This is a genomic window from Pseudomonas sp. 22189 (assembly GCF_052045635.1).
Taxonomy (GTDB): Bacteria; Pseudomonadota; Gammaproteobacteria; order Pseudomonadales; family Pseudomonadaceae; genus Aquipseudomonas; species Aquipseudomonas parakoreensis.
Window position 1 is genome coordinate 21,173 of record NZ_JBQEPG010000001.1, and the last position, 20,510, is coordinate 41,682.

The following is a 20,510-nucleotide window of genomic DNA, read 5'->3' on the forward strand; positions in this document are numbered from 1 at the left end:
CGCCGGGCTATGCAAATTGGGCCTTTGATGTGGCCCGTGACGGTGGCCTATCCTACTGATGGCTCCGACCGACCACCACTCGGAATCTGTATCTTGCGAAAATGTTGTGGTTATTACTACATTTTCCCTTGAGTGATGCCTTGAAAAAAGGTATTTGTAGCTTAACTTGATAAAAGAACAAACATCATGCCTTCGATTACGGTTGAACCGTGCACCTTTGCCTTGTTCGGCGCTCTGGGCGATCTGGCCCTGCGCAAGCTGTTTCCTGCCCTTTATCACCTCGATGGTGCCGACCTGTTGCACGAGAACACGCGCATTATTGCGCTGGCTCGTGAACCCGGTTCCGAGCAGCAGCACCTGGCGTTTATCGCCGCCGAATTGCGCCGTTACGTCGGCAAAGAGCTGGACGAGGCGGTGGCCGAGCGCTTTCTCGCGCGCCTGAGCTATCTGCACGTCGACTTCCTCAAGGCTGAAGACTATGTGGCGCTGGCCGAAGCGGCCGGCAGCGCGCAACGCATGATTGCCTACTTCGCCACACCGGCAGCAGTGTACGGCGCGATCTGCGAGAACCTGGCGAAAGTTGGTCTGGCAGAAAACACCCGCGTGGTTCTGGAAAAGCCGATCGGCTCCGATCTGGAATCCTCGCGCAAGGTGAACGACGCCGTGGCGCAGTTCTTTCCGGAGAACCGCACCTATCGCATCGACCACTACCTGGGCAAAGAGACCGTCCAGAACCTGATCGCCCTGCGTTTCGCCAACAGCCTGTTCGAAACCCAGTGGAACCAGAATTACATCTCCCACGTGGAAATCACCGTGGCCGAGAAGGTCGGCATCGAAGGCCGTTGGGGCTACTTCGACAAGGCCGGCCAACTGCGCGACATGATCCAGAATCACCTGTTGCAGCTGCTGTGCCTGATCGCCATGGACCCGCCGGCCGACCTGTCCGCCGACAGCATTCGTGATGAAAAGGTAAAGGTGCTCAAGGCCCTGGCGCCGATCAGCCCGGAAGGCCTGACCACCCAAGTGGTGCGCGGTCAGTACATCGCCGGGCACAGCGAAGGCAAGTCCGTGCCGGGCTACCTCGAGGAGCCGAATTCCAACACCCAGAGCGACACTGAAACCTTCGTCGCCCTGCGTGCCGACATCCGCAACTGGCGCTGGGCCGGCGTGCCGTTCTACCTGCGTACCGGCAAGCGCATGCCGCAGAAGCTGTCGCAGATCGTCATTCACTTCAAGGAGCCGTCGCACTATATCTTTGCGCCGGAACAGCGCCTGCAGATCAGCAACAAACTGATCATCCGTCTACAACCGGACGAAGGCATTTCCTTGCGGGTGATGACCAAGGAGCAAGGCCTGGACAAGGGCATGCAACTGCGCAGCGGCCCGCTGCAACTGAATTTCTCCGACACCTGGCGCAGTGCGCGGATCCCCGACGCCTACGAGCGGTTGTTGCTGGAAGTGATGAACGGCAATCAGAACCTGTTTGTCCGTAAAGATGAAATCGAAGCCGCGTGGAAGTGGTGTGATCAGTTGATCGCCGGCTGGAAAAAATCCGGTGACGCGCCCAAGCCGTATGCGGCCGGGTCGTGGGGGCCGATGAGCTCGATTGCACTGATCACGCGGGACGGGAGGTCGTGGTATGGCGATATCTGATGTGAAACTGCCTGCGGGCGTCCACGCTCACCAGTTCAAGAGTCCGGTGCTGTTGGCCGAAGGTCTGGCGCTGAATGTCGCCAAGCAGCTGAGCGATGCCATTTCGGCACGCGGCAACGCAGTGCTGGTGGTCTCTGGCGGTCGCAGTCCGGTGGCGTTTTTCCAGCACCTGGCCAAGCAGGAGCTGGACTGGTCGAAGGTCGTCGTGACCCTCGCCGACGAGCGCTGGGTACCGGTCGAACACGCCGACAGCAACGCCGGTCTGCTCAAGCAGTACCTGCTCAAGGGGCCGGCCGCCAAGGCGCAGTTCCTCAGCCTCTACAGCGCGGCGGCGAACGTCGAGCAGGCTGCGGAGCAGGCCGACCGCTTGCTTGCCGAATTGCCGCCGATTGACGTGCTGGTGCTGGGCATGGGCGATGACGGTCACACCGCGTCGCTGTTCCCCGACAGCCCGAACCTGACGCAAGCGTTGCAGGCTGACGGCAGCCGTCGCTGCTGGCCGATGCTGGCGCCGAGCGTACCGCGTCAACGCCTGACCATGAGCCGAGCGCTGCTGGCTTCGGCGAAGCACAAGATTCTGTCGATTTCCGGTCAATCGAAACTGACCACACTGAATGCCGCGCTGGCATCCGACGACGTCGCGGCCATGCCGGTGCGCGCGTTTCTGCAACCTACGTTAGAGATCTACTGGTGCCCATGAGCCAAGGAACAGCCGCTATGACAACCCCATCCCCGACCGTTTCCATGGCGGACAAAGTTGCCCTGATCGACAGCCTCTGCGCCAAGGCGCGGATCCTGCCGGTGATCACCATCGCCCGTGAACAGGACGTGCTACCGCTGGCCGACGCCCTGGCCGCGGGTGGTCTGACGGCGCTGGAAGTGACCCTGCGTTCGCAGTTCGGTCTCAAGGCGATCCAGATCCTGCGTGAGCAGCGTCCGGAACTGGTGACCGGCGCCGGCACCGTGCTCGACCGCAACATGCTTGCGGCGGCTGAAGCGGCGGGTTCGCAGTTCATCGTCACCCCGGGTATCACCCGTGACCTGCTCGAAGCCAGCGTCGACAGCCCGATTCCGCTGCTGCCAGGCATCAGCAACGCCTCCGGCATCATGGAAGGCTATGGCCTGGGCTATCGCCGCTTCAAGCTGTTCCCGGCGGAAGTCAGCGGTGGCGTGGCAGCGATCAAGGCCCTTGGCGGCCCGTTCGGTGAAGTGAAATTCTGCCCGACCGGTGGCGTCGGCCCGGCCAATATCAAGAGCTACATGGCGCTGAAAAACGTCATGTGCGTGGGCGGCAGCTGGATGCTCGATCCGGAGTGGATCAAGAACGGCGACTGGGCGCGCATTCAGGAATGCACTGCCGAGGCCCTGGCACTGCTGGACTAAACGTTTTACCTGACACTTCGTTGTGTGTTCTACGGCTTTACGGTGCGCTTGGTCGGTGCACCGTTTTTTTTGCCCGAAGAAAATCCAACCCCTGTAGGAGCTGCCGCAGGCTGCGATCTTTTGATCTTGATTTAAAAAACAACATCAAAAGATCGCAGCCTGCGGCAGCTCCTACAGTGGGGGCGTGCGGTGTCACCGTTACGCTGCGATACATAGTTACCGCACCGAGAGCGGCGCGCGCCGTTAATCTGCGTTCATCTTATGGAAGAGAGAACGCGTCATGGAACGAGACACTTCAGCCGCAACACCCCAACCGGTGTATCAACTGGCGCCCGAGCAGATCGCCGGGCCGTATTTCCGCAACCCCAAATTACTGCGACGCAATATCAGCGAGGGCGCCGAGGGCCTGCCACTGCTGCTGCGCCTGACGATCGTCGACGCGATGACCGGCGAGCCGGTGAGCGGCGCGCTGGTGGATATCTGGCACTGCAATGCGCGGGGCGCCTATTCGGGGTGGAGCCGGATCAATCCGGATCGGGAGGTCGACACCGATGCCATCGGCTCGATCCCGCGTACCGATGATGACACCTACCTGCGCGGCAGCCAGTTCTGTGATCAGCAGGGACGGGCGCGCTTCACCACCATCTATCCGGGGTTCTATGCCGGTCGGGCGCTGCACATTCATGTGGCCGTGCGCATGGTCAGCGGCAGTGAATATCTGGATGAGCGCAACGTGGCCTGGGTCGGTCAGCTGTATTTTCCCGAGGTGGTGTCCCGCGCCGTGCTCAATGCCCGGGACTATCGCGGGCGGGCCTCTGCACCGTTGAACAACGCCGAGGACAGCTACTACGCCAACATGGGCGGCGAGGGCTCAACCTTGACGGTGTGGCCGATCGGGCGTGAATCGCACGAGGACGGTTTTTTCGGCCACCTGACCATCGGCATCGACACCTTTGCCGCCTCGTCGCAGATCAAGCCCGAGGACTTCGACAAGTACACTGTGTGAACGGATCAGCGCAGCTCGTTGAGTGCACGGGTCAGCAACTGCATGTCAGCCGCCGTGGTGGTCAATCCCGGAGTGATACGGATGCTCGGCCCGCTCGCCGCACCGTTACGCACCACGGTGAACAAGTGGTACTCATCGAGCAGGCGTTCGACCATCGCCTGTTGATCGGTGTGGCGAGTGAAGCGCATCGAGGTGATGCCGCAATACAAGCGCGGATCGTCCGGGGTCATCACTTCGATCCCCGGCAAGTGGCGCACGGCGCTGACCCACAGGTTGCGCAGGTAATTCAGTCGCGCGCCCTTGGCTGCTGCGCCGCCGAGCGAACGATGCTCCTCGAGCGCCAGCGGCAGGGACATCAACGCCGGAATGTTCGGTGTGCTGTACGGCGTGCGCGCGCGGATGTCGCTGGCCGGAAAGTGCATTTCGCCCATGTCCGGATCAATGTCGGCAAGGCGCTGCGGGGCGATGTACAGAAAACCCAGAGTCAACGGTGCGCCAATCCATTTGTGCAGATTGAAGCCAGCGAACGAGATGCCCAAGGCTTCAAGGTTGAACTCTATCTGGCCGAGGGCGTGGGCGCCGTCGAGGATAATGTCTACGTCATGTTGTTTCGCCAGCGCAGCGATGGCCTGCACCGGCATCACCAGCCCCGTGCGATGAGTCACGTGGGTCAGGGCCATCAGCTTGAGTTTTGGATAGCGGACGAAGGCTTCGCGATAGGTATCCAGCAGGCTGTCGAAAGTGGCCGGATGGGTGTGGCTGATCTCGATCACCTCCACACCGCGATGGCGCGCCAGCCAGCGCATGGCGCCTTTGACCGTGTCGTATTCCAGGTCGCAGATCAGCACCTGATCGCCCGGCTGCAGGCGATTGTAATTGCGGATCAGCGACTGCAGCGCATCGCTGGCGTTGCGGGTGAAGGCGATGCTCTGCGCACGCACGCCGATCGTCTCGGCCAGTTGCGCGCGGATGTCGAGGCTGTCGTGTTGCTCGAAACGCTGGCGCACATACACCGAGTTGCGGGTGTTGATCAGCTCGATGTTGCGCTGGTAGTCCTCGATCACCGTGCGCGACATGCGTCCGAAGTAGCCGTTTTCCAGGTTCAGCGGACCGGTTTGTGCTTCGTAGCGATCGGCGAAGGTTTGCCAGAATGCTTCGTCACGGGCGCGGCGTGTGTTGTCAGGCATGGTCGACTCGGCTCAGGAGGGGGAGGGCGGTTCAGTGGCGCGGGGCGGGTTTGCCGTGTTTGGCGCGTAGCGGTTCAAGCAGCTCCGACAGACCGTTATGGTCGATTTCCTGCATCAGCGCCAACAGTCCGCCGAGCTCGCCGTGAGGGAAGCCTTCGCGAGCGAACCAGTTCAAATAAGGGCCCGGCAGGTCGGCAATGATGCGGCCCTTGTACTTGCCAAAGGGCATTTCACGGGTGATCAGCAGTTCGAGTTTTTCAGGATTCATCAGGGGCAATCATCTGGCTTCGGAACACTCTGGAAAATACAGGCATTCTGCATGCAGGCCAAATGACAGATCATGCAAATAACCGTGATACAGATAGTTCAAATATATTTAACTTGTTGAAAAATAAGGATTTATTTTTAATTGAAAAGCTGGCACGCACACTGCAATAACCCTTGCATCTTCAACCAACCGCAAGGAATTGAAAAATGACTGACATGAATAAAGAAGCCATCTCTGTACTCAACGACCTGATCGAAACCAGCAAGGACGGTCAGGAAGGGTTCAAGACTTGCGCCGAAGACATCAAGCATCCAGAACTCAAAGCGCTGTTCGCCAAGCGTTCTGCCGATTGCGCCACTGCCGCTGCCGAACTGCAGGCTACCGTGCGCTCGATGGGCGGTGATCCGGAAACCTCTACCAGCGTCAGCGGTGACCTGCACCGTCGCTGGGTCGACGTCAAAGCCATGTTCACCGGCAAGGATGAAGAGGCTGTACTGAACGAAGCCGAGCGCGGTGAAGACCATGCACTCAAGGCTTATCGTGAAGCCATCGAGAAAATCAACAAGCACAACCTGGTCGGCATCCGTGACCTGGTTGAGCGTCAGTACCACGGCGTACAACGCAACCACGACCAGGTGAAAGCCCTGCGTAACCAAGCTCGCGCGCGTTCGTAAGCGTTTGCAGGTTATAAAAAACGCCAGCTAGTCTGGCGTTTTTTTATGCGTGAGGGAGAAGCCAAAGATCGCAGCCTGCGGCAGCTCCTACAGGGGATCGCATTCCAGGGCAGGAGCTGCCGAAGGCTGCGATCTTTTCCATCAGCCGATGCTGATCGCCGGCAACGTCGGCAGGGTCACAGTCTGTTGCTTGCGCGGCGCGAGAATCTCGGCCTCCCCATCCACCACCAATTCATCACGCTGGTTGAACACGCGAGTGGCGATGCGCACGCGAAACTTCGGCAATTTCTCGAGAATTTCCAGACGCACGGTCAGGGTATCGCCAATCTTCACCGGCTTCTGAAAGCTCATTTGCTGACCGATGTAGATGGTGCCCGGCCCAGGCAGCTCGCACGCCACGGCCGCGCTGATCAACGCACCACTGAACATGCCGTGGGCGATGCGTTCCTTGAACATGCTGGCGGCGGCGAACTCGGCGTCCAGGTGCACCGGGTTGTGGTCGCCGGACATCGCGGCGAACAGCTGAATGTCGCGCTCTTCCACCGTCTTGCTGTAGCTGGCGGTCTGGCCGACTTCGAGGGCTTCGTAAGGGATGTTGGTAACCTGGGTCATCGGTCTTGATTCCTGTGACGGATTAAAGTGAATCCACAAAAAATTATTCGCTGCGATGAGGGCGACGATGGCTCAGCGCCTGGTCGATCCAGGCCAGCACATCGGCGATCACTTCGTCGCGATTGGTTTCATTGAACAATTCGTGCCGTGCCTGCGGGTAGATCTTCAGTTGCAGGTTCTGGCTGCCGGCCGAGCGCAACGCTTCGGCCAGATCTGTCAGACGTTTGCCTTCGCTCACCGGATCACATTCACCGCCGATCACCAGCAGCGGCAGGCCCGGGTCGATCTGGGCGAGATTGGACGCTTTGCTGATCTGCTGCAAGCCGCCGAGCAAGTCGATCCACAGTTGGTTGGTGCAGCGAAAGCCGCAAAGCGGGTCGCTGGCATAGCGATCGACCTCCACCGGGTCGCGGCTCAGCCAGTCGAACGGGGTACGCGCCGGTTTGAATTTTTTGTTGAACGAGCCGAATGACAACCACTCGATCAACGCACTGCGGCCCTTGCCGCCTTGACGCAGTTTTTCGAAACGGGCGATTTGCCGCGCCGCGCCGTAAAGCGCGACAGGCTGAAAATTCGAGCCGCTGAGAATCGCCCCGTGCAGGCTGGCGCTGTGATGCAGCAGGTAACCCTGGGCGAGGTAGCTGCCCATGCTGTGCCCGAGCAGGATGATCGGTACCTCGGGATGCTGCTGGCCGATGTGCTGATTGAGGCTGGCCAGATCGCCGATCACTTTGCACCAGCCGTCGTCATCGGCGAAATGCCCGAGCGTCCCGTGTTCGGCGGTTTTGCCATGCCCGCGCAAATCCGGGGCGTACACACCGTAGCCTTGTTCGCAGAACGCATTCGCCAGCCTTTCGTAGCGAGCGCTGTGTTCGGCCATGCCGTGGGCCAGCAGGATCACTGCTTTCATTGGCGCGGCGGGCAGCCACTGGTTGACGAACAGGCGGCTGCGGTCACTCGCGTCCAGCCAGAAGGCACGGTGGATCATGGCAATTCCTTTTTGATCGAGCGGTTACGGCCCGCAGTCGTTGCATTGTATAGCGCGTCCGATCAGCTCACGCCACGGCAGGAAGATTCATACGATCAATGTCGCCATTGCCCTTATTTGCCTCAATGGCCATAACTGCTAGTGTCCGTGAAGCTCCGCTTTTTGCTTTGTGCCCTCAGGGGTAAGCGCGAAACCACAGAAAAGCGGCTCCCGGATCGATTCAGGTAAAGAGGACAAGAACAATGCAACCTGATTTCTGGAATGACAAACGCCCCGCCGGCGTACCCCTGGACATCGACATGGGCGAGTTCAAGTCGGTGATCGAGGTGTTTGAGCGTTCCTGCAAGAAATTCGCGGACCGTCCGGCCTTCAGCAATATGGGCGTGACCCTGACCTACGCGGAACTCGAGCGCTACAGCGCGGCGTTCGCCGGTTACCTGCAAGCCCACACCGACCTGGTGCCGGGGGATCGCATCGCGGTGCAGATGCCCAATGTGCTGCAATATCCGATTGCCGTGTTCGGCGCCTTGCGCGCCGGGCTGATCGTGGTCAACACCAACCCGCTGTACACCGCGCGCGAGATGCGCCACCAGTTCAAGGACTCCGGTGCCCGGGCGCTGGTGTACCTGAACATGTTCGGGCAGAAGGTCCAGGAAGTGCTGCCGGACACCGACCTGCAATACCTGATCGAAGCGAAAATGGGCGATCTGATGCCCACCGCCAAGGGCTGGCTGATCAACACTGTGGTCAGCAAAGTGAAGAAAATGGTCCCGGACTATTCGCTGCCGCAGGCCATCTCGTTCAAGAGTGCGCTGCGGCTGGGCCGTGGTTTGGGAATCAAACCGCTGAAAGTCAGCCTCGACGACATCGCCGTGTTGCAATACACCGGTGGCACCACCGGGCTGGCCAAGGGCGCGATGCTGACCCACGGCAACCTCGTGGCGAACATGCAACAAGTGCGCGCCTGTCTCGCCCAACTGGGGCCTGACGGTCAGCCACTGCTGCGTGAAGGGCAGGAGGTGATGGTGGCGCCGCTGCCGCTGTATCACATCTATGCCTTCACTGCGAACTGCATGTGCATGATGGTTTCCGGCAACCACAACGTGCTGATCACCAATCCGCGAGACATCGCCGGCTTCATCAAGGAACTGAAGAACTGGCGATTCTCGGCGTTGCTCGGGCTGAACACGTTGTTCGTCGCGCTGATGGATCACCCGGACTTCAAGACTCTGGATTTCTCCAGCCTCAAGCTGACCAACTCCGGCGGTACCGCGCTGGTCAAGGCCACCGCCGAGCGCTGGGAGCAGATCACCGGTTGCCGCATTACCGAAGGTTACGGTCTGACCGAAACCTCGCCGGTGGCCTGCACCAACCCGTATGGCGAAAAGTCGCGCCTGGGCACGGTCGGCCTGCCGGTGCCGGGTACGCTGCTGAAAGTCATTGATGACGAGGGCGTCGAGCAGCCGATGGGCGAGCGCGGCGAGTTGTGTATCAAAGGCCCGCAGATCATGAAAGGCTACTGGCACAAACCCGAGGCCACCGCCGAAGTGCTGGACGCCGAGGGCTGGTTCAAGTCCGGTGATATTGCGGTGATCGACCCGGACGGCTTCGTGCGCATCGTCGACCGCAAGAAGGACATGATCATCGTCTCGGGTTTCAACGTGTACCCCAACGAGATCGAGGACGTGGTGATGGCTCACCCGAAAGTCGCCAACTGCGCGGTGATCGGTGTGCCGGACGAGCGTTCGGGCGAGGCGGTGAAGCTGTTTGTGGTGGCGCGGGAAACCGGGGTCAGCCTCGAAGAGCTCAAGGCGTACTGCAAAGAGAATTTCACGGCCTACAAGGTGCCGAAACACATCGTGCTGCGTGAGTCATTGCCGATGACGCCGGTCGGCAAGATTTTGCGGCGGGAGTTGCGCGATATCGCCTGATCGGTGAATGGCCGCGCGTTGCGCGGATCGCGGGCAAGCCACGCTCCCACAGGGATCTTCATCAGCCTTGTTGGAGCGGGCTTGCCCGCGATCCTTTTTGGGGGTGAAGGCCCGGAAAACCGGGGCTTTCAGGGTGATATAGGATTTTTGCTCTAAAATGACTGTTAGAAAGTCTTGAGTCATTAAAGTGACCATGGAGGCCGCTTTTGGCTCTAGTCGGCCCTTGGCAAAGCTGCTACTCTCGGCGCGCTTTGTGACTTCTCGGCCTGTAGAAAAGCCAGATTCACCAATACAAAACACACACCAATAATAATCGCATCAAATGCGGTGAAGAATTCGCGTTGCTGAGGAGTGGGCTTCCATGATCGAAGACTTTTGGAAGGATAAATACCCGGCTGGAATTGCTGCCGACATCAATCCAGACGAGTACCCGAATATTCAGGCAGTGTTGAAGCAGTCCTGCCAACGCTTCGCCAACAAACCGGCTTTCAGCAACCTGGGCAAGACAATCACCTACGGTGAACTGTACGAATTGTCCGGTGCGTTTGCGGCGTATCTGCAACAGCATACCGACTTGCAGCCCGGTGATCGAATCGCCGTGCAACTGCCCAACGTTCTGCAGTACCCGGTCGCCGTCTTCGGTGCGATCCGCGCCGGGCTGATCGTGGTCAACACCAACCCGCTGTACACCGCGCGGGAAATGGAACACCAATTCAACGACTCCGGCGCCAAAGCCCTGGTGTGTCTGGCCAATATGGCGCACCTGGCGGAAGCCGTGGTGCCGAAAACCGGCGTCAAACACGTCATCGTCACCGAAGTCGCCGACCTGCTGCCGCCGGTCAAGCGCCTGCTGATCAACAGCGTGATCAAGTACGTGAAGAAGATGGTGCCGGCCTATCACCTGCCTAAAGCCGTCAAGTTCAATGACGTGCTGAGCAGGGGCCAGGGCCAGCCAGTGACCGAAGCCAACCCGCACAGCAGCGACGTCGCGGTACTGCAATACACCGGCGGCACCACCGGCGTGGCAAAAGGCGCGATGCTCACCCATCGCAACCTCGTCGCCAACATGCTGCAGTGCAAGGCGCTGATGGGCTCCAACCTCAACGAAGGCTGCGAGATCCTGATCACCCCGTTGCCGCTGTACCACATCTATGCGTTCACCTTTCATTGCATGGCGATGATGCTGATCGGCAACCACAACATCCTGATCAGCAACCCGCGCGACCTGCCGGCGATGGTCAAGGAACTGTCGAAGTGGAAGTTCAGCGGTTTCGTCGGCCTGAACACACTGTTCGTGGCGCTGTGCAACAACGAAGGTTTCCGCAAGCTGGATTTCTCCAACCTGAAAGTCACCCTGTCCGGCGGTATGGCCCTGCAACTGGCCGCGGCCGAGCGTTGGAAAGCCGTGACCGGCTGCTCGATCTGCGAAGGTTACGGCATGACCGAAACCAGCCCCGTGGCCACGGTCAACCCGATCCAGAACATCCAGATCGGCACCATCGGCATTCCAGTGCCGTCGACCCTGTGCAAAGTCATCGACGATGCCGGCGTCGAGCAGCCCATGGGCGAAATCGGCGAGCTGTGCGTCAAGGGCCCGCAAGTGATGAAGGGCTACTGGCAGCGTCAGGAAGCCACCGACGAGATCCTCGACAGCGAAGGCTGGCTGAAGACCGGTGACATCGCGCTGATCCAGCCCGATGGCTACATGCGCATTGTCGATCGCAAGAAAGACATGATCCTGGTGTCCGGTTTCAACGTTTACCCGAACGAACTGGAAGACGTGCTGGCGACCTTGCCGGGCGTGTTGCAGTGCGCGGCCATCGGCGTGCCGGACGAGAAGTCGGGCGAAGCGATCAAGATCTTCATCGTGGCCAAACCGGGCGTGACCCTGACCAAGGAAACCGTGATGGAACACATGCGCGCCAACGTCACCGGTTACAAGGTGCCGCGTTCGGTGGAATTCCGCGATGCGCTGCCGACCACCAACGTCGGCAAGATCCTGCGCCGCGAGCTGCGTGACGAGGAGCTGAAGAAGATCAAGGCGAAGAACGCCGCGTAATACAGAAAGCCCCGCAAATGCGGGGCTTTTTATTGGGCGGCGTTCTTCGACCCTGTGGCGAGGGAGCTTGCTCCCGCTCGGCTGCGCAGCAGTCGTAAGTACGGTGAATGTGGTGTGTCAGGACTCAACTGACACGGGGTTATGGGGCTGCTTCGCAGCCCAGCGGGAGCAAGCTCCCTCGCCACGGAGTCCAGTTGCCACGAGGAACGGTTACTGCCGAAACGGCGCGAAATTCACGTTGGTCCCCGCCGGACGCATGTCCTGCAGGTACGAATCCTTGTCTGCACTCAATTCCAGGCTCAACGCCGCCTTGCGCTTGCCTTCGTTGCGAATCACCAGGCCTTCGAGCTTTTCCCGCAGGAACACGGTTGGTACTTTCAGGTGCAGCAGTTCGTCGGTAGCCGGGGTGTGCATCAGCAGGTGAATCCACTCGTACTGACCGACGGCCAGACGCGACACCGGCAGGTCGAACCACCAGATGTTGCGGTTGCGGTTCAGTTCGGCGAAGTGGCAGTTGTTGGTGCCGAGCACAGCGCCGCCCAGTTCCTGGTTGCGACGGGCAATGGCCTGCTTTTTATCGAGTTTCATAACATTCCTGCGGGGTCTGATCGTTGGCGCAGCGCGCCCATAGCTGCGCATTCTCGGGGCTTGGGGGGCAAACATAAAGCCCAACCTGCATTGCACGACGAAATGAAGGGCAAAAATAAATGAAACTCGTGGCAAACCCGGCCAGTCAATCATTACGTACTGACTTTTCCCCTTCAATGCACCAAGGAGAAACACCATGAGTAGCACTGGCGATAAAGTAAAAGGCATGGCCAACGAAGCCGTCGGCAACGTCAAGCAAGGTGTCGGTAAAGCCACCGACAACACCAAGCTGCAAGCCGAAGGCAAGCTGCAAGAGAAAAAAGGCGAAGCCCAGCAAGCTGTCGGCAAAGCCAAAGACGCCATCAAGAAAGGTGTCGACAAGGCGTAATTCCCGCCTTGAACGAAACACACGAACGGCCATCCAAGGATGGCCGTTTTTGTGTCAAAACCCGACGGTCATCCACGAAGGTCGCCAAGTAGGCTACCGTGATGTAAAAAACGGCCCCTGAGTCGCCACGACTTCAACCTGTAATGCGGCGAAAGGAGACGCGAATGATTTTTCCGGACATGAAAGGTCTGCCCCTGCATCGAGTGATGATGCGCACGGTCACCGAATTCGTCGACGACGAGATGTCGACCTACGCCTCGGCACTGGCCTACCAGATGCTGTTCTCGCTGTTCCCGTTCATTCTGTTTTTGATCGCCTTGATCGGTTTCCTGCACCTGCCGGACTTCTTCAGCTGGCTGCGTCTGCAGTCGGAACTGGTATTGCCGCCGCAGGCACTGGAGCAGGTCAACCCGGTGATCGATCAGTTGCAGCAGTCCAAGGGCGGCTTGCTCTCGGTGGGTATCGTCATCGCCCTGTACACCGCGTCGGCTGGTGTGCGCCTGATGATGAGCGCGATGAATGCCGCGTATGACGTGGTCGAGGGACGGCCGATCTGGAAACGCTTTCCACTGTCGATTTTCTACACCGTGGGCATTGCCGGCATGCTGCTGGTAGCCGCCGCGCTGATGGTGCTCGGGCCGCAAGTGATGGGCTGGATTGCCGCGCAGGTAGGGCTGGAAGACTTCATCGTCACCGTGTGGACGATTGCGCGCTGGCCGGTGATCGTGATTCTGATGATGGTCGCGGTGGCGCTGATCTACTACGTGATGCCCGACGTCAAACAGGAGTTCCGTTTCATCACCCCCGGTTCGGTACTGGCCGTGGTGGTGTGGATCATCGCCTCGCTGGGCTTTGCGTTCTACGTCAAAACCTTCGCCAACTACAACGCGATGTATGGCAGCATCGGGGCGATCATCGTGCTTTTGCTGTATTTCTACATTTCCTCGGCGGTGCTGTTGCTCGGCGCGGAGATGAATGCGGTGATCGAACACATGTCCAGCGAGGGCAAGGACGCGGGCGAGAAAGTCCCCGGCGAACTCGATGTACATCCCAAACAACACGTCTCGGGCCTGGGGCGCGATCATTCGCTCAAGCCGGACACTGACGAAGCCTGATCATGATTCGTGAAATCCTCAAAATGGGCGACGAACGTCTGCTGCGCATCGCCCCGCCAGTGCCGCCGGAGATGTTCGACAGCCCCGAGCTGTGGCAACTGATCGATGACATGTTCCAGACCATGGAAAGCGTCGGCGGAGTTGGCCTGGCCGCGCCGCAGATCGGCGTCGATCTGCAACTGGTGATCTTCGGTTTCGAGCACAGCGAACGCTACCCGGACGCCGAAGCGGTGCCGCAGACGATCCTGATCAATCCGCTGATCACGCCGTTGAGTCCGCTGACCGAGGAGGGTTTCGAAGGCTGCCTGTCGGTGCCCGGCTTGCGTGGCGCGGTGGATCGTTATCAGCAGATTCGCTACGAAGGTTTTGATCCCAAGGGCGAACCGATCGTGCGCGTGGCCTCAGGTTTTCATGCGCGGGTGGTGCAGCACGAATGCGATCATCTGATCGGCCGCTTGTATCCTTCGCGGATTACTGATTTCAGCAAGTTCGGTTTTACCGAAGTGATGTTCCCGGATCTTGATCCGAGCGCAGACGATTAAGCAAAAATCAAAAGATCGCAGCCTTCGGCAGCTCCTACACCAATCCCTGTAGGAGCTGCCGCAGGCTGCGATCTTTTGATCTTCAAACAAGCCCCATCGCAATCATCGGCTTGCTCCGCGCATACCGGCTCAACCGTTCGGCCATTGCATAGGGCAGGGCAGGATCGAAGCTGAAGCCACGCCGCTCGTAAAACCCGCGCAAATCCGGATGGCAGAACAGCCACACCGGTTCCTGCACATCCTTCACCGCCGCCGCGATCAACTGCCCGGCAATTCCTTGCTCGCGGCAACCCGGATCAACAAACAATCCGGTCAACCAGTGGCCGCCCACCACCGGTCGCAAGCACAGCGCGGCAACGATTTCCTCGCGACGGGCCACCCACAGTTGCGCATCGCGCACCGCTTTCATCGACGATTGGTGGCGGCGGTAAAACTTGTTCATCAACGGCCACAAAGGCTCATCGAGCAGGCTGTACTGGATATCGGACATAGGATCGGACTGGCGGCGGGCAAAGCGCCGATTATAAAAGAACGCGCGCCGCGCGATAGGTGTATACCTGAGCCTACATCCCTGTGAGTGGAGTACGCATCATGTCCAAAGGTATGGATTCAAAGAAAGCCGCGAAGAAGAAACCGGCCAAGACGGCGATTGAAAAGCGTGCAGAGAAAAAAACCAAGAAGGTCGATATTTTCGGTCATTGATCACGTCCCTCGGGAGTCCGTCCTCCGGGCTCCCGCCTCAGCGCAAAAATAATCTGCAAGATTGCCCGGCTTCGTTGCACAGAAGGGGAAGATTCCCGTTCCGAGCCACGCCATGCCGAATTACTTCGACGCCGACCATCGCCAGCAAATCGAAACCCTGCGCCAGCGCTTCACCGCCCGCACCGAATGGCCGACATGGCTGTTGCTGATCGGCGTGTATGGCGGCTGGTTTGCGATCATCCTCAACAGCGCATGGCTGGGGCGCGGCCTGAGCTCATTGCTGCTGATTCCGCTGCTGGTGCTGTGGCTGTCAGTGCAGCATGAGTTGCTGCATGGACATCCGACCCGTTCGGTGCTTTGCAATAAAATCCTCGGCTATGCACCCTTTGCGGTGTGGTACCCGTACACCTTGTATCGCGACAGCCATCTGTTGCATCACCGCGATGAAGACCTGACAGTGCCCGGTGTCGATCCGGAAAGCCGTTATCTGACGGCGGTGCGTTGGCAGGGCAGTTCCTTGTTCGAACGCAGCCTGCACTGGCTGAACAAGACCGTGCTCGGGCGGTTCGCGATTGGCGCGCCGCTGGCATTGCTGGCATTGGCCGCGGAAGAACTGCAACGCCTGAAAAACCGCGAGCGGCAAGCCTGGCTAATGTGGCTGACCCACGGTGCGTTCACCGTGCTGATGCTGTGCTTTGTCGCGCGCTTCAGCGTGTTGCCGGTCTGGCATTATCTCTTGCTGATCAGCGTACCGGCGCTGTCGATTGCGATGATCCGCTCCTACTACGAACACCGCCCGCACGCACAGCCGGAGCAACGCACCGTGCTCAACGAGGCCGGCTGGCCATGGCGCTGGCTGTTTCTGAATCTGAATTTTCATCTGGTGCATCACGACCTGCCGGGGCTGGCGTGGTACGACTTGCCCCAGGCTTACCGTATGCGCCGCGAGCAATGGGTCGCGCGTAGCGGCGGATTTCTGGTGCAGGGTTATGGGCAGTTGTGGTGGCGCCACGGGTTCAAGCCGATCGACAGTCCCGAGCATCCCTTCCACTGACCCCAGGAACACCACAGGTAAGTATTTGCAGGGAAAAAATGTGTATGACCCAACACCACCTCGAACTGCTGATGTACACCGCCCCCGAGCCCATTCGCGCGGCCAACGAGCGCTGGATTTCCCGCATCCTCAAACACCTCGGCCACTCCCGCCTGAACGCCGCCAGCCTGTCGCTGCCCGAACTGTGGTTGTCGCCCGATCTGCTACTGACGCAAACCTGCGGCTACCCGTTGATGACCTTGCTGCGCGATCAGGTGCGCATCGTCGGTCGCCCGCGCTACGAATTGCCCGACGCCAGCGCCGGCAATCACTGCAGCCTGATCCTCAGCCGTGCCGATGATGTGCGCAAAACCCTGGCGGATTTTCGTGGCATTCGCGGGGTGATCAACAGTGAAGACTCCAACAGTGGCATGAATCTGTTGCGCCAGCGCTTGGCGCCGTTGCAGCGCGACGGGCAGTTCTTCGCCACGGTCGGTATCAGTGGCGCACACCGCGAGAGTTTGCGCTGGTTGCGGGACGGCCACGCCGATCTGGCGGCTGTCGACAGCGTGACCTATGCCTATCTCGCTCAGCATGCGCCGGAAGACGTCAGCGGTTTGCGGGTGGTGGCGCGCAGTGCGTTGAGCCCGACGTTGCCGTTTATTACGGTTGCTACTGCCACTGATGAGCAGGTCGAACACCTGCGCGAGGTGATGAATCGGGCGTTGCGTGAACTGCCCGATGTGGCGCAGATCCTTGGCTTGCCTGAGGTGTTGCCGGCCAGTGAAAGCGATTATCGGGTTGTGCTCGACTATCAGCGTGAGGCTGAAGAATTGGGCTATGGCCGCTTGCGCTAAAAGATCGCAGCCTTCGGCAGCTCCTACAGGTTGAGCGCATTTCAAATGCAGGCGCTGCCGAAGGCTGCGATCTTTCGCTCTTATATCTCCAAAAAGAATATAAAAATGAAATATAAATATTATTAATGCATAAGGCGCCTTGCTACGATCGCGCCACCGGATCACCGGACATTCAGCGACCCCTTACCCAGGAGCCCCTATGTCCGGCGCCGACACCGTTCACCACAATCATCTCGACGTGCTGTTCCGCGCCCACTATCGCTGGCTATGCACGTACTTGCGCCGGCAGTTGCACGACGCCGAAAACGCGGAAGACATCGCTGCCGAAACCTTCGCGCAATTGCTTCAGGCGCCCAGTGTCACGGCGATACGTGAACCCCGCGCGATGCTCACCACAATTGCCCAACGCTTGCTCTATCAGCGCTGGCGCCGGGCGGATCTGGAGCGCCGGCATGCGCAGCAGATCGGCGTCGATGTCGCCACTTCGCCTGAAGAACTCGCACACCTGAGCCAGACCCTCAAGCGCCTCGACCATAGCTTGCAACGCCTGCCCGGCAAGGTCCGCTCGACCTTCCTGCTGGCGCGGATCGATGGCCTGACCTACCCGCAAATCGCCGCCGAACTGGGCATCTCGCAGCGTTCGGTCAGCGTTTACATGAGCCGTTCCCAGGCCCTGTGCGACCGCCACAGCGCCAACCAAATCCTGACAGACAAGAGGTCCGCATGAGATCGATCAAAACCCTGCTCGGCCGTTCGTTGCTGGCACTGAGCCTGAGCATTGGCGCCGTTGCCGCCAGCGAAAAATCCGCGCCGATCCACTTCGGTGACATCACTTGGGAAAGCGGCAGTTTCATCACCGAAGTGCTGCGCCTGATCGTCGAGAAAGGCTACGGCTACCCCACCGACACGCTGCCGGGCAGCACCGTCAGCCTGGAAGCGGCGCTGGCGAAAAACGATATTCAGGTGATCGGCGAGGAATGGGCCGGGCGCAGTCCGGCGTGGGTCAAGGCTGCCAATGAAGGCAAGGTGTTCGGCCTTGGGGACACGGTCAAGGGCGCAACCGAGGGCTGGTGGGTGCCGGAATACGTGATCAAGGGCGACCCCGAGCGCGGTATCAAACCATTGGCCCCGGAGCTGAAATCGGTGGCTGACCTGCCGCGCTACAAGGACGTGTTCCGCGACCCGGAAGACCCGCGCCGTGGACGCTTTCTCAACAGCCCGACCGGCTGGACTTCGGAGATCGTCAACAGCCAGAAGCTCAAGGCCTATGCGCTGAGCGACAGCTACGTCAACTTCCGCACCGGCTCCGGCGCGGCGCTGGATGCCGAAGTGGCGTCGTCGATCAAACGCGGCAAACCGGTGCTGTTCTACTACTGGTCGCCGACGCCGCTGCTCGGTCGCTTCAAACTGGTAAAACTCGAAGAACCGCCGTTCGATGCCGAGGCCTGGAAAACCCTGGCCGATGCCAATAATCCGAATCCCAAGGGCACCCGCTCGATGCCGGCCAGCCTGGCGATTGGCGTGTCGGCGCCGTTCAAGGCGCAATACCCGGAACTGGTGGCGTTCTTCGAGAAAGTCGACTTGCCGATTGATCTGCTGAACCAGACGCTGGCCGGAATGAGCGAAAAGCGCCAGCCACCGCGGCAGGTCGCCGAAGCGTTTCTGCGCGATCAGCCGCAGGTGTGGCAGGCGTGGGTGCCGGGGGAGGTGGCGAGCAAGGTGACGGCGGGGCTTTGAGTTTCTGCCGGTTGATCTGCGTTGTTTGAGCGAACGCCTTCGCGAGCAGGCTCGCTCCCACAGGGGATTTTGGCCTGCACAACCTCCTGTGGGAGCGAGCCTGCTCGCGAATGATCTAAAGACTTACGCCGCTTCCGCTGCCAATGCCGCCACCACGGTCGGCCGCTGTTCAATCCGCGCCTGAAACCGCGCCAGCGCCGGCCACTGCGCCAGGTCAATGTCAAACAACCCGGCCCAACGCAGCACCACAAACAACAACGCATCCGCCACGCTGAAGCCGCTCGGCAGCAGATACTCCTGCTGCTCCAGCACCGTGACCAACACGGCAAAACGCTTGAACAACTTCTCCTTGATGACCTCGGCCGGCAACCGCTCATCGAACAGCGCACCAAGACCGCCGTGGATCTCGCTCGAAATGAAATTCAGCCACTCCTGCAAACGCAGCCGTTCGAAACTGCCGGGCGCCGGCGCCAGCCCTGACTGTGGTTGCAGATCCGCCAGATATTGCAGGATCACCGGGCCTTCGGTCAGCACCACGCCGTTGTCCAGTTGCAGGGCGGCGACATAGCCCTTGGGATTGATTGCCAGGAAGTCTTCGCCGCTGGCCGTGCGCTTGCTGCGGTTGTCGACGCGGATCAGTACGAAGGACAGCTTCAGTTCGCGCAACACAATGTGCGGCGCCAGCGAACAGGCTTGCGGGGCGTAATACAGCTTCATCGGCAGCTCTCTGGTGAGGATTTGGCGCCAGTGTCATAGTGCGCCGCACCCTCGGTAAAATTAATCTTTCAGAAAGCAGCCATAAGGACAGCTACTGTCATGATGAACCTGATGCATTGGCGGCTGGTGGTCGCTGTGGCCGATCACGGCAACATCACCCGCGCGGCCGAGCGGGTCGGCATGACGCAGTCCGGCGCGAGCCAGGCCCTGGCGCTGATGGAACAAACCCTCGGTGTGCAACTGTTCAGTCGCGAAAGCCGGCAAACCTTGCCCACCGCCATTGGGCTGCCGGTGATTGAGCAGGCGCGCGTAATGCTCGGCGCGCTGCAAACCATTCGCCAGACCGTCGACAGCGTGCGCCCGATGCTGCGCGGGACGATTCGCCTGGCAAGTTTTCCCATGGTCCTGGCGAGTTTTCTGCCGCCGCTGCTGCGCCAGTTCAATCGCCTGTACCCCGGGATCGAAGTGGTGGCGCTGGAGGTCAGCGATGACGAGGTGGAAACCTTGCTTGCGGCCGGTCTGGTGGATGTCGGTGTGGTGCTCAACCCGGCCCCCGAGCGCAATGCCGGGCCATTGGGCCGTGATGAATGGGTGGCGGTCGTGCCGACGGGCCATCCGCTGGCGCTGCGAGGAACCGAGCAAGGCGTCACCCTGCAAGAACTGACCGCGCTGCCCTTTGTGCTGGCCACCGGCGGTTGCTCGACCAACGTCCGCAGCCTTGCCGCCGAAGCCTGTTTGCAGTTGCAGGATGTGCGGGTCGAGGTACGCGAGTGGAGCAGCGCCTTCACGCTGGTGCGGGAAAACCTCGGCGTGACGCTGGTGCCGGAAATGACCTTGCCGGTCGACCGTCAGGGCTTGCGCGTGATTGCTCTGCAACCACCTGTCGAGCGGGTGTTTTCGCTGGTGTTGCCTGCGGGGCAGACGGCGTCGGCAGCGGTTCAGGCGCTGCTGGATTTGGTGGCGGAGACTTCGCTTGCCTCCGTTCGCTGAACCGTTTCTTGTGCAAAAAGTGCCAGATACTGGCCGACTAGTGGCCTTGCGCGTGGCAGGGCGCTGGCTATGCTAGCTGT

The 20,510-nt window shown here is 60.1% G+C and carries 22 protein-coding genes; 15 read left to right on the forward strand and 7 right to left on the reverse strand.

Features of this window, described 5'->3' with window-relative positions; genetic code table 11:
* Window positions 1-186 precede the first annotated feature (186 nt).
* The 4 genes from zwf (at window position 187) to ACTJKS_RS00105 (ending at window position 4,042) form a co-directional block, all read left to right on the forward strand.
* Window positions 187-1,653, forward strand: a complete 1,467-nt coding sequence (gene zwf / locus ACTJKS_RS00090; protein WP_047295976.1) for a glucose-6-phosphate dehydrogenase — start codon at window positions 187-189, stop codon at window positions 1,651-1,653.
* Window positions 1,640-2,353 carry a 6-phosphogluconolactonase gene (gene pgl, locus ACTJKS_RS00095; protein WP_108183587.1) on the forward strand — a complete coding sequence of 238 codons (714 nt, stop codon included), beginning with the start codon at window positions 1,640-1,642 and terminating at the stop codon, window positions 2,351-2,353. The genes zwf and pgl overlap by 14 nt, the downstream gene beginning before the upstream one ends.
* 17 nt (window positions 2,354-2,370) lie before the next feature.
* Window positions 2,371-3,036: a bifunctional 4-hydroxy-2-oxoglutarate aldolase/2-dehydro-3-deoxy-phosphogluconate aldolase gene (locus tag ACTJKS_RS00100; RefSeq protein ID WP_007969324.1), complete on the forward strand. Its 666-nt coding sequence runs from the start codon at window positions 2,371-2,373 to the stop codon at window positions 3,034-3,036.
* Between the two features lie 280 nt (window positions 3,037-3,316).
* Window positions 3,317-4,042: an intradiol ring-cleavage dioxygenase gene (locus ACTJKS_RS00105; RefSeq protein ID WP_108183586.1), complete on the forward strand. Its 726-nt coding sequence runs from the start codon at window positions 3,317-3,319 to the stop codon at window positions 4,040-4,042.
* A gap of 5 nt (window positions 4,043-4,047) precedes the next feature.
* Here the strand turns inward: ACTJKS_RS00105 and ACTJKS_RS00110 are convergent, their stop codons facing one another.
* Together ACTJKS_RS00110 and ACTJKS_RS00115 are read right to left on the reverse strand one after the other, a co-directional pair.
* Window positions 4,048-5,229 (reverse strand): aminotransferase class V-fold PLP-dependent enzyme, encoded by a 1,182-nt coding sequence (locus ACTJKS_RS00110; protein WP_041068670.1) that lies wholly within the window; start codon window positions 5,227-5,229, stop codon window positions 4,048-4,050.
* Between the two features lie 31 nt (window positions 5,230-5,260).
* Window positions 5,261-5,497 carry a DUF3820 family protein gene (locus tag ACTJKS_RS00115; RefSeq protein WP_003213031.1) on the reverse strand — a complete coding sequence of 79 codons (237 nt, stop codon included), beginning with the start codon at window positions 5,495-5,497 and terminating at the stop codon, window positions 5,261-5,263.
* Between the two features lie 206 nt (window positions 5,498-5,703).
* Between ACTJKS_RS00115 and ACTJKS_RS00120 the strand changes: the two genes are divergently transcribed.
* Complete coding sequence (locus ACTJKS_RS00120) at window positions 5,704-6,171, forward strand: ferritin-like domain-containing protein (RefSeq protein ID WP_025112834.1); 468 nt, start codon at window positions 5,704-5,706, stop codon at window positions 6,169-6,171.
* A 141-nt stretch (window positions 6,172-6,312) separates the two neighbouring features.
* On the opposite strand, the gene ACTJKS_RS00125 is transcribed toward ACTJKS_RS00120, so the two are convergent.
* Window positions 6,313-6,783: a MaoC family dehydratase gene (locus ACTJKS_RS00125; RefSeq protein WP_003227420.1), complete on the reverse strand. Its 471-nt coding sequence runs from the start codon at window positions 6,781-6,783 to the stop codon at window positions 6,313-6,315.
* A 43-nt stretch (window positions 6,784-6,826) separates the two neighbouring features.
* A complete protein-coding gene (locus ACTJKS_RS00130) occupies window positions 6,827-7,771 on the reverse strand; it encodes an alpha/beta hydrolase (protein WP_108183585.1) in 945 nt (314 codons plus the stop codon).
* Between the two features lie 242 nt (window positions 7,772-8,013).
* On the opposite strand from ACTJKS_RS00130, the gene fadD2 reads away from it, so the two are divergent.
* Window positions 8,014-9,702: a long-chain-fatty-acid--CoA ligase FadD2 gene (gene fadD2 / locus ACTJKS_RS00135; protein ID WP_041068686.1), complete on the forward strand. Its 1,689-nt coding sequence runs from the start codon at window positions 8,014-8,016 to the stop codon at window positions 9,700-9,702.
* 361 nt (window positions 9,703-10,063) lie between these two features.
* Complete coding sequence (gene fadD1, locus ACTJKS_RS00140) at window positions 10,064-11,761, forward strand: long-chain-fatty-acid--CoA ligase FadD1 (protein ID WP_108183584.1); 1,698 nt, start codon at window positions 10,064-10,066, stop codon at window positions 11,759-11,761.
* Between the two features lie 210 nt (window positions 11,762-11,971).
* Here the strand turns inward: fadD1 and ACTJKS_RS00145 are convergent, their stop codons facing one another.
* The gene (locus ACTJKS_RS00145; protein WP_041068691.1) at window positions 11,972-12,349 is read right to left on the reverse strand and encodes a hypothetical protein; all 378 of its coding nucleotides are present in this window, start codon (window positions 12,347-12,349) and stop codon (window positions 11,972-11,974) included.
* A 196-nt stretch (window positions 12,350-12,545) separates the two neighbouring features.
* Between ACTJKS_RS00145 and ACTJKS_RS00150 the strand changes: the two genes are divergently transcribed.
* The 3 genes from ACTJKS_RS00150 to def all read left to right on the forward strand — a co-directional run bounded on the left by ACTJKS_RS00150 (window position 12,546) and on the right by def (window position 14,394).
* Complete coding sequence (locus ACTJKS_RS00150; RefSeq protein WP_027612573.1) at window positions 12,546-12,737, forward strand: CsbD family protein; 192 nt, start codon at window positions 12,546-12,548, stop codon at window positions 12,735-12,737.
* A gap of 164 nt (window positions 12,738-12,901) precedes the next feature.
* Window positions 12,902-13,852, forward strand: coding sequence for a YihY/virulence factor BrkB family protein (locus ACTJKS_RS00155; protein WP_108183583.1), 951 nt, complete (start codon window positions 12,902-12,904; stop codon window positions 13,850-13,852).
* 2 nt (window positions 13,853-13,854) lie between these two features.
* Complete coding sequence (def, locus tag ACTJKS_RS00160) at window positions 13,855-14,394, forward strand: peptide deformylase (protein ID WP_047295954.1); 540 nt, start codon at window positions 13,855-13,857, stop codon at window positions 14,392-14,394.
* 82 nt (window positions 14,395-14,476) lie between these two features.
* On the opposite strand, the gene ACTJKS_RS00165 is transcribed toward def, so the two are convergent.
* Entirely contained in the window at window positions 14,477-14,884 is a 408-nt protein-coding gene (locus tag ACTJKS_RS00165) for a GNAT family N-acetyltransferase (RefSeq protein ID WP_440828787.1), read from the reverse strand.
* A gap of 324 nt (window positions 14,885-15,208) precedes the next feature.
* Here ACTJKS_RS00165 and ACTJKS_RS00170 point away from each other — a divergent pair, with 324 nt between their 5' ends.
* From ACTJKS_RS00170 to ACTJKS_RS00185, 4 genes are all read left to right on the forward strand, one after another.
* The gene (locus ACTJKS_RS00170) at window positions 15,209-16,150 is read left to right on the forward strand and encodes a fatty acid desaturase (protein ID WP_108183580.1); all 942 of its coding nucleotides are present in this window, start codon (window positions 15,209-15,211) and stop codon (window positions 16,148-16,150) included.
* Between the two features lie 44 nt (window positions 16,151-16,194).
* Window positions 16,195-16,986 (forward strand): phosphate/phosphite/phosphonate ABC transporter substrate-binding protein, encoded by a 792-nt coding sequence (locus ACTJKS_RS00175; RefSeq protein ID WP_262948246.1) that lies wholly within the window; start codon window positions 16,195-16,197, stop codon window positions 16,984-16,986.
* Window positions 16,987-17,185: 199 nt separating this feature from the next.
* The gene (locus ACTJKS_RS00180) at window positions 17,186-17,713 is read left to right on the forward strand and encodes a sigma-70 family RNA polymerase sigma factor (protein ID WP_262948247.1); all 528 of its coding nucleotides are present in this window, start codon (window positions 17,186-17,188) and stop codon (window positions 17,711-17,713) included.
* Window positions 17,710-18,723: an ABC transporter substrate-binding protein gene (locus tag ACTJKS_RS00185; protein ID WP_108183577.1), complete on the forward strand. Its 1,014-nt coding sequence runs from the start codon at window positions 17,710-17,712 to the stop codon at window positions 18,721-18,723. The genes ACTJKS_RS00180 and ACTJKS_RS00185 overlap by 4 nt, the downstream gene beginning before the upstream one ends.
* Window positions 18,724-18,846: 123 nt before the next feature.
* Here ACTJKS_RS00185 and gstA read toward each other — a convergent pair whose 3' ends face one another.
* Window positions 18,847-19,440, reverse strand: a complete 594-nt coding sequence (gene gstA, locus ACTJKS_RS00190; RefSeq protein WP_262948248.1) for a glutathione transferase GstA — start codon at window positions 19,438-19,440, stop codon at window positions 18,847-18,849.
* A gap of 99 nt (window positions 19,441-19,539) precedes the next feature.
* On the opposite strand from gstA, the gene ACTJKS_RS00195 reads away from it, so the two are divergent.
* The gene (locus ACTJKS_RS00195) at window positions 19,540-20,430 is read left to right on the forward strand and encodes a LysR family transcriptional regulator (protein ID WP_108183575.1); all 891 of its coding nucleotides are present in this window, start codon (window positions 19,540-19,542) and stop codon (window positions 20,428-20,430) included.
* The last annotated feature ends 80 nt before the right edge of the window (window positions 20,431-20,510 follow it).

Bases quoted from the DNA above. Each gene is read 5' to 3' on its own strand.
- zwf (WP_047295976.1), top strand. From the start codon at position 187: ATGCCTTCGATTACGGTTGAACCGTGCACCTTTGCCTTGTTCGGCGCT.
- pgl (WP_108183587.1), top strand. From the start codon at position 1,640: ATGGCGATATCTGATGTGAAACTGCCTGCGGGCGTCCACGCTCACCAG.
- ACTJKS_RS00100 (WP_007969324.1), top strand. From the start codon at position 2,371: ATGACAACCCCATCCCCGACCGTTTCCATGGCGGACAAAGTTGCCCTG.
- ACTJKS_RS00105 (WP_108183586.1), top strand. From the start codon at position 3,317: ATGGAACGAGACACTTCAGCCGCAACACCCCAACCGGTGTATCAACTG.
- ACTJKS_RS00110 (WP_041068670.1), bottom strand. From the start codon at position 5,229: ATGCCTGACAACACACGCCGCGCCCGTGACGAAGCATTCTGGCAAACC.
- ACTJKS_RS00115 (WP_003213031.1), bottom strand. From the start codon at position 5,497: ATGAATCCTGAAAAACTCGAACTGCTGATCACCCGTGAAATGCCCTTT.
- ACTJKS_RS00120 (WP_025112834.1), top strand. From the start codon at position 5,704: ATGACTGACATGAATAAAGAAGCCATCTCTGTACTCAACGACCTGATC.
- ACTJKS_RS00125 (WP_003227420.1), bottom strand. From the start codon at position 6,783: ATGACCCAGGTTACCAACATCCCTTACGAAGCCCTCGAAGTCGGCCAG.
- ACTJKS_RS00130 (WP_108183585.1), bottom strand. From the start codon at position 7,771: ATGATCCACCGTGCCTTCTGGCTGGACGCGAGTGACCGCAGCCGCCTG.
- fadD2 (WP_041068686.1), top strand. From the start codon at position 8,014: ATGCAACCTGATTTCTGGAATGACAAACGCCCCGCCGGCGTACCCCTG.
- fadD1 (WP_108183584.1), top strand. From the start codon at position 10,064: ATGATCGAAGACTTTTGGAAGGATAAATACCCGGCTGGAATTGCTGCC.
- ACTJKS_RS00145 (WP_041068691.1), bottom strand. From the start codon at position 12,349: ATGAAACTCGATAAAAAGCAGGCCATTGCCCGTCGCAACCAGGAACTG.
- ACTJKS_RS00150 (WP_027612573.1), top strand. From the start codon at position 12,546: ATGAGTAGCACTGGCGATAAAGTAAAAGGCATGGCCAACGAAGCCGTC.
- ACTJKS_RS00155 (WP_108183583.1), top strand. From the start codon at position 12,902: ATGATTTTTCCGGACATGAAAGGTCTGCCCCTGCATCGAGTGATGATG.
- def (WP_047295954.1), top strand. From the start codon at position 13,855: ATGATTCGTGAAATCCTCAAAATGGGCGACGAACGTCTGCTGCGCATC.
- ACTJKS_RS00165 (WP_440828787.1), bottom strand. From the start codon at position 14,884: ATGTCCGATATCCAGTACAGCCTGCTCGATGAGCCTTTGTGGCCGTTG.
- ACTJKS_RS00170 (WP_108183580.1), top strand. From the start codon at position 15,209: ATGCCGAATTACTTCGACGCCGACCATCGCCAGCAAATCGAAACCCTG.
- ACTJKS_RS00175 (WP_262948246.1), top strand. From the start codon at position 16,195: ATGACCCAACACCACCTCGAACTGCTGATGTACACCGCCCCCGAGCCC.
- ACTJKS_RS00180 (WP_262948247.1), top strand. From the start codon at position 17,186: ATGTCCGGCGCCGACACCGTTCACCACAATCATCTCGACGTGCTGTTC.
- ACTJKS_RS00185 (WP_108183577.1), top strand. From the start codon at position 17,710: ATGAGATCGATCAAAACCCTGCTCGGCCGTTCGTTGCTGGCACTGAGC.
- gstA (WP_262948248.1), bottom strand. From the start codon at position 19,440: ATGAAGCTGTATTACGCCCCGCAAGCCTGTTCGCTGGCGCCGCACATT.
- ACTJKS_RS00195 (WP_108183575.1), top strand. From the start codon at position 19,540: ATGATGAACCTGATGCATTGGCGGCTGGTGGTCGCTGTGGCCGATCAC.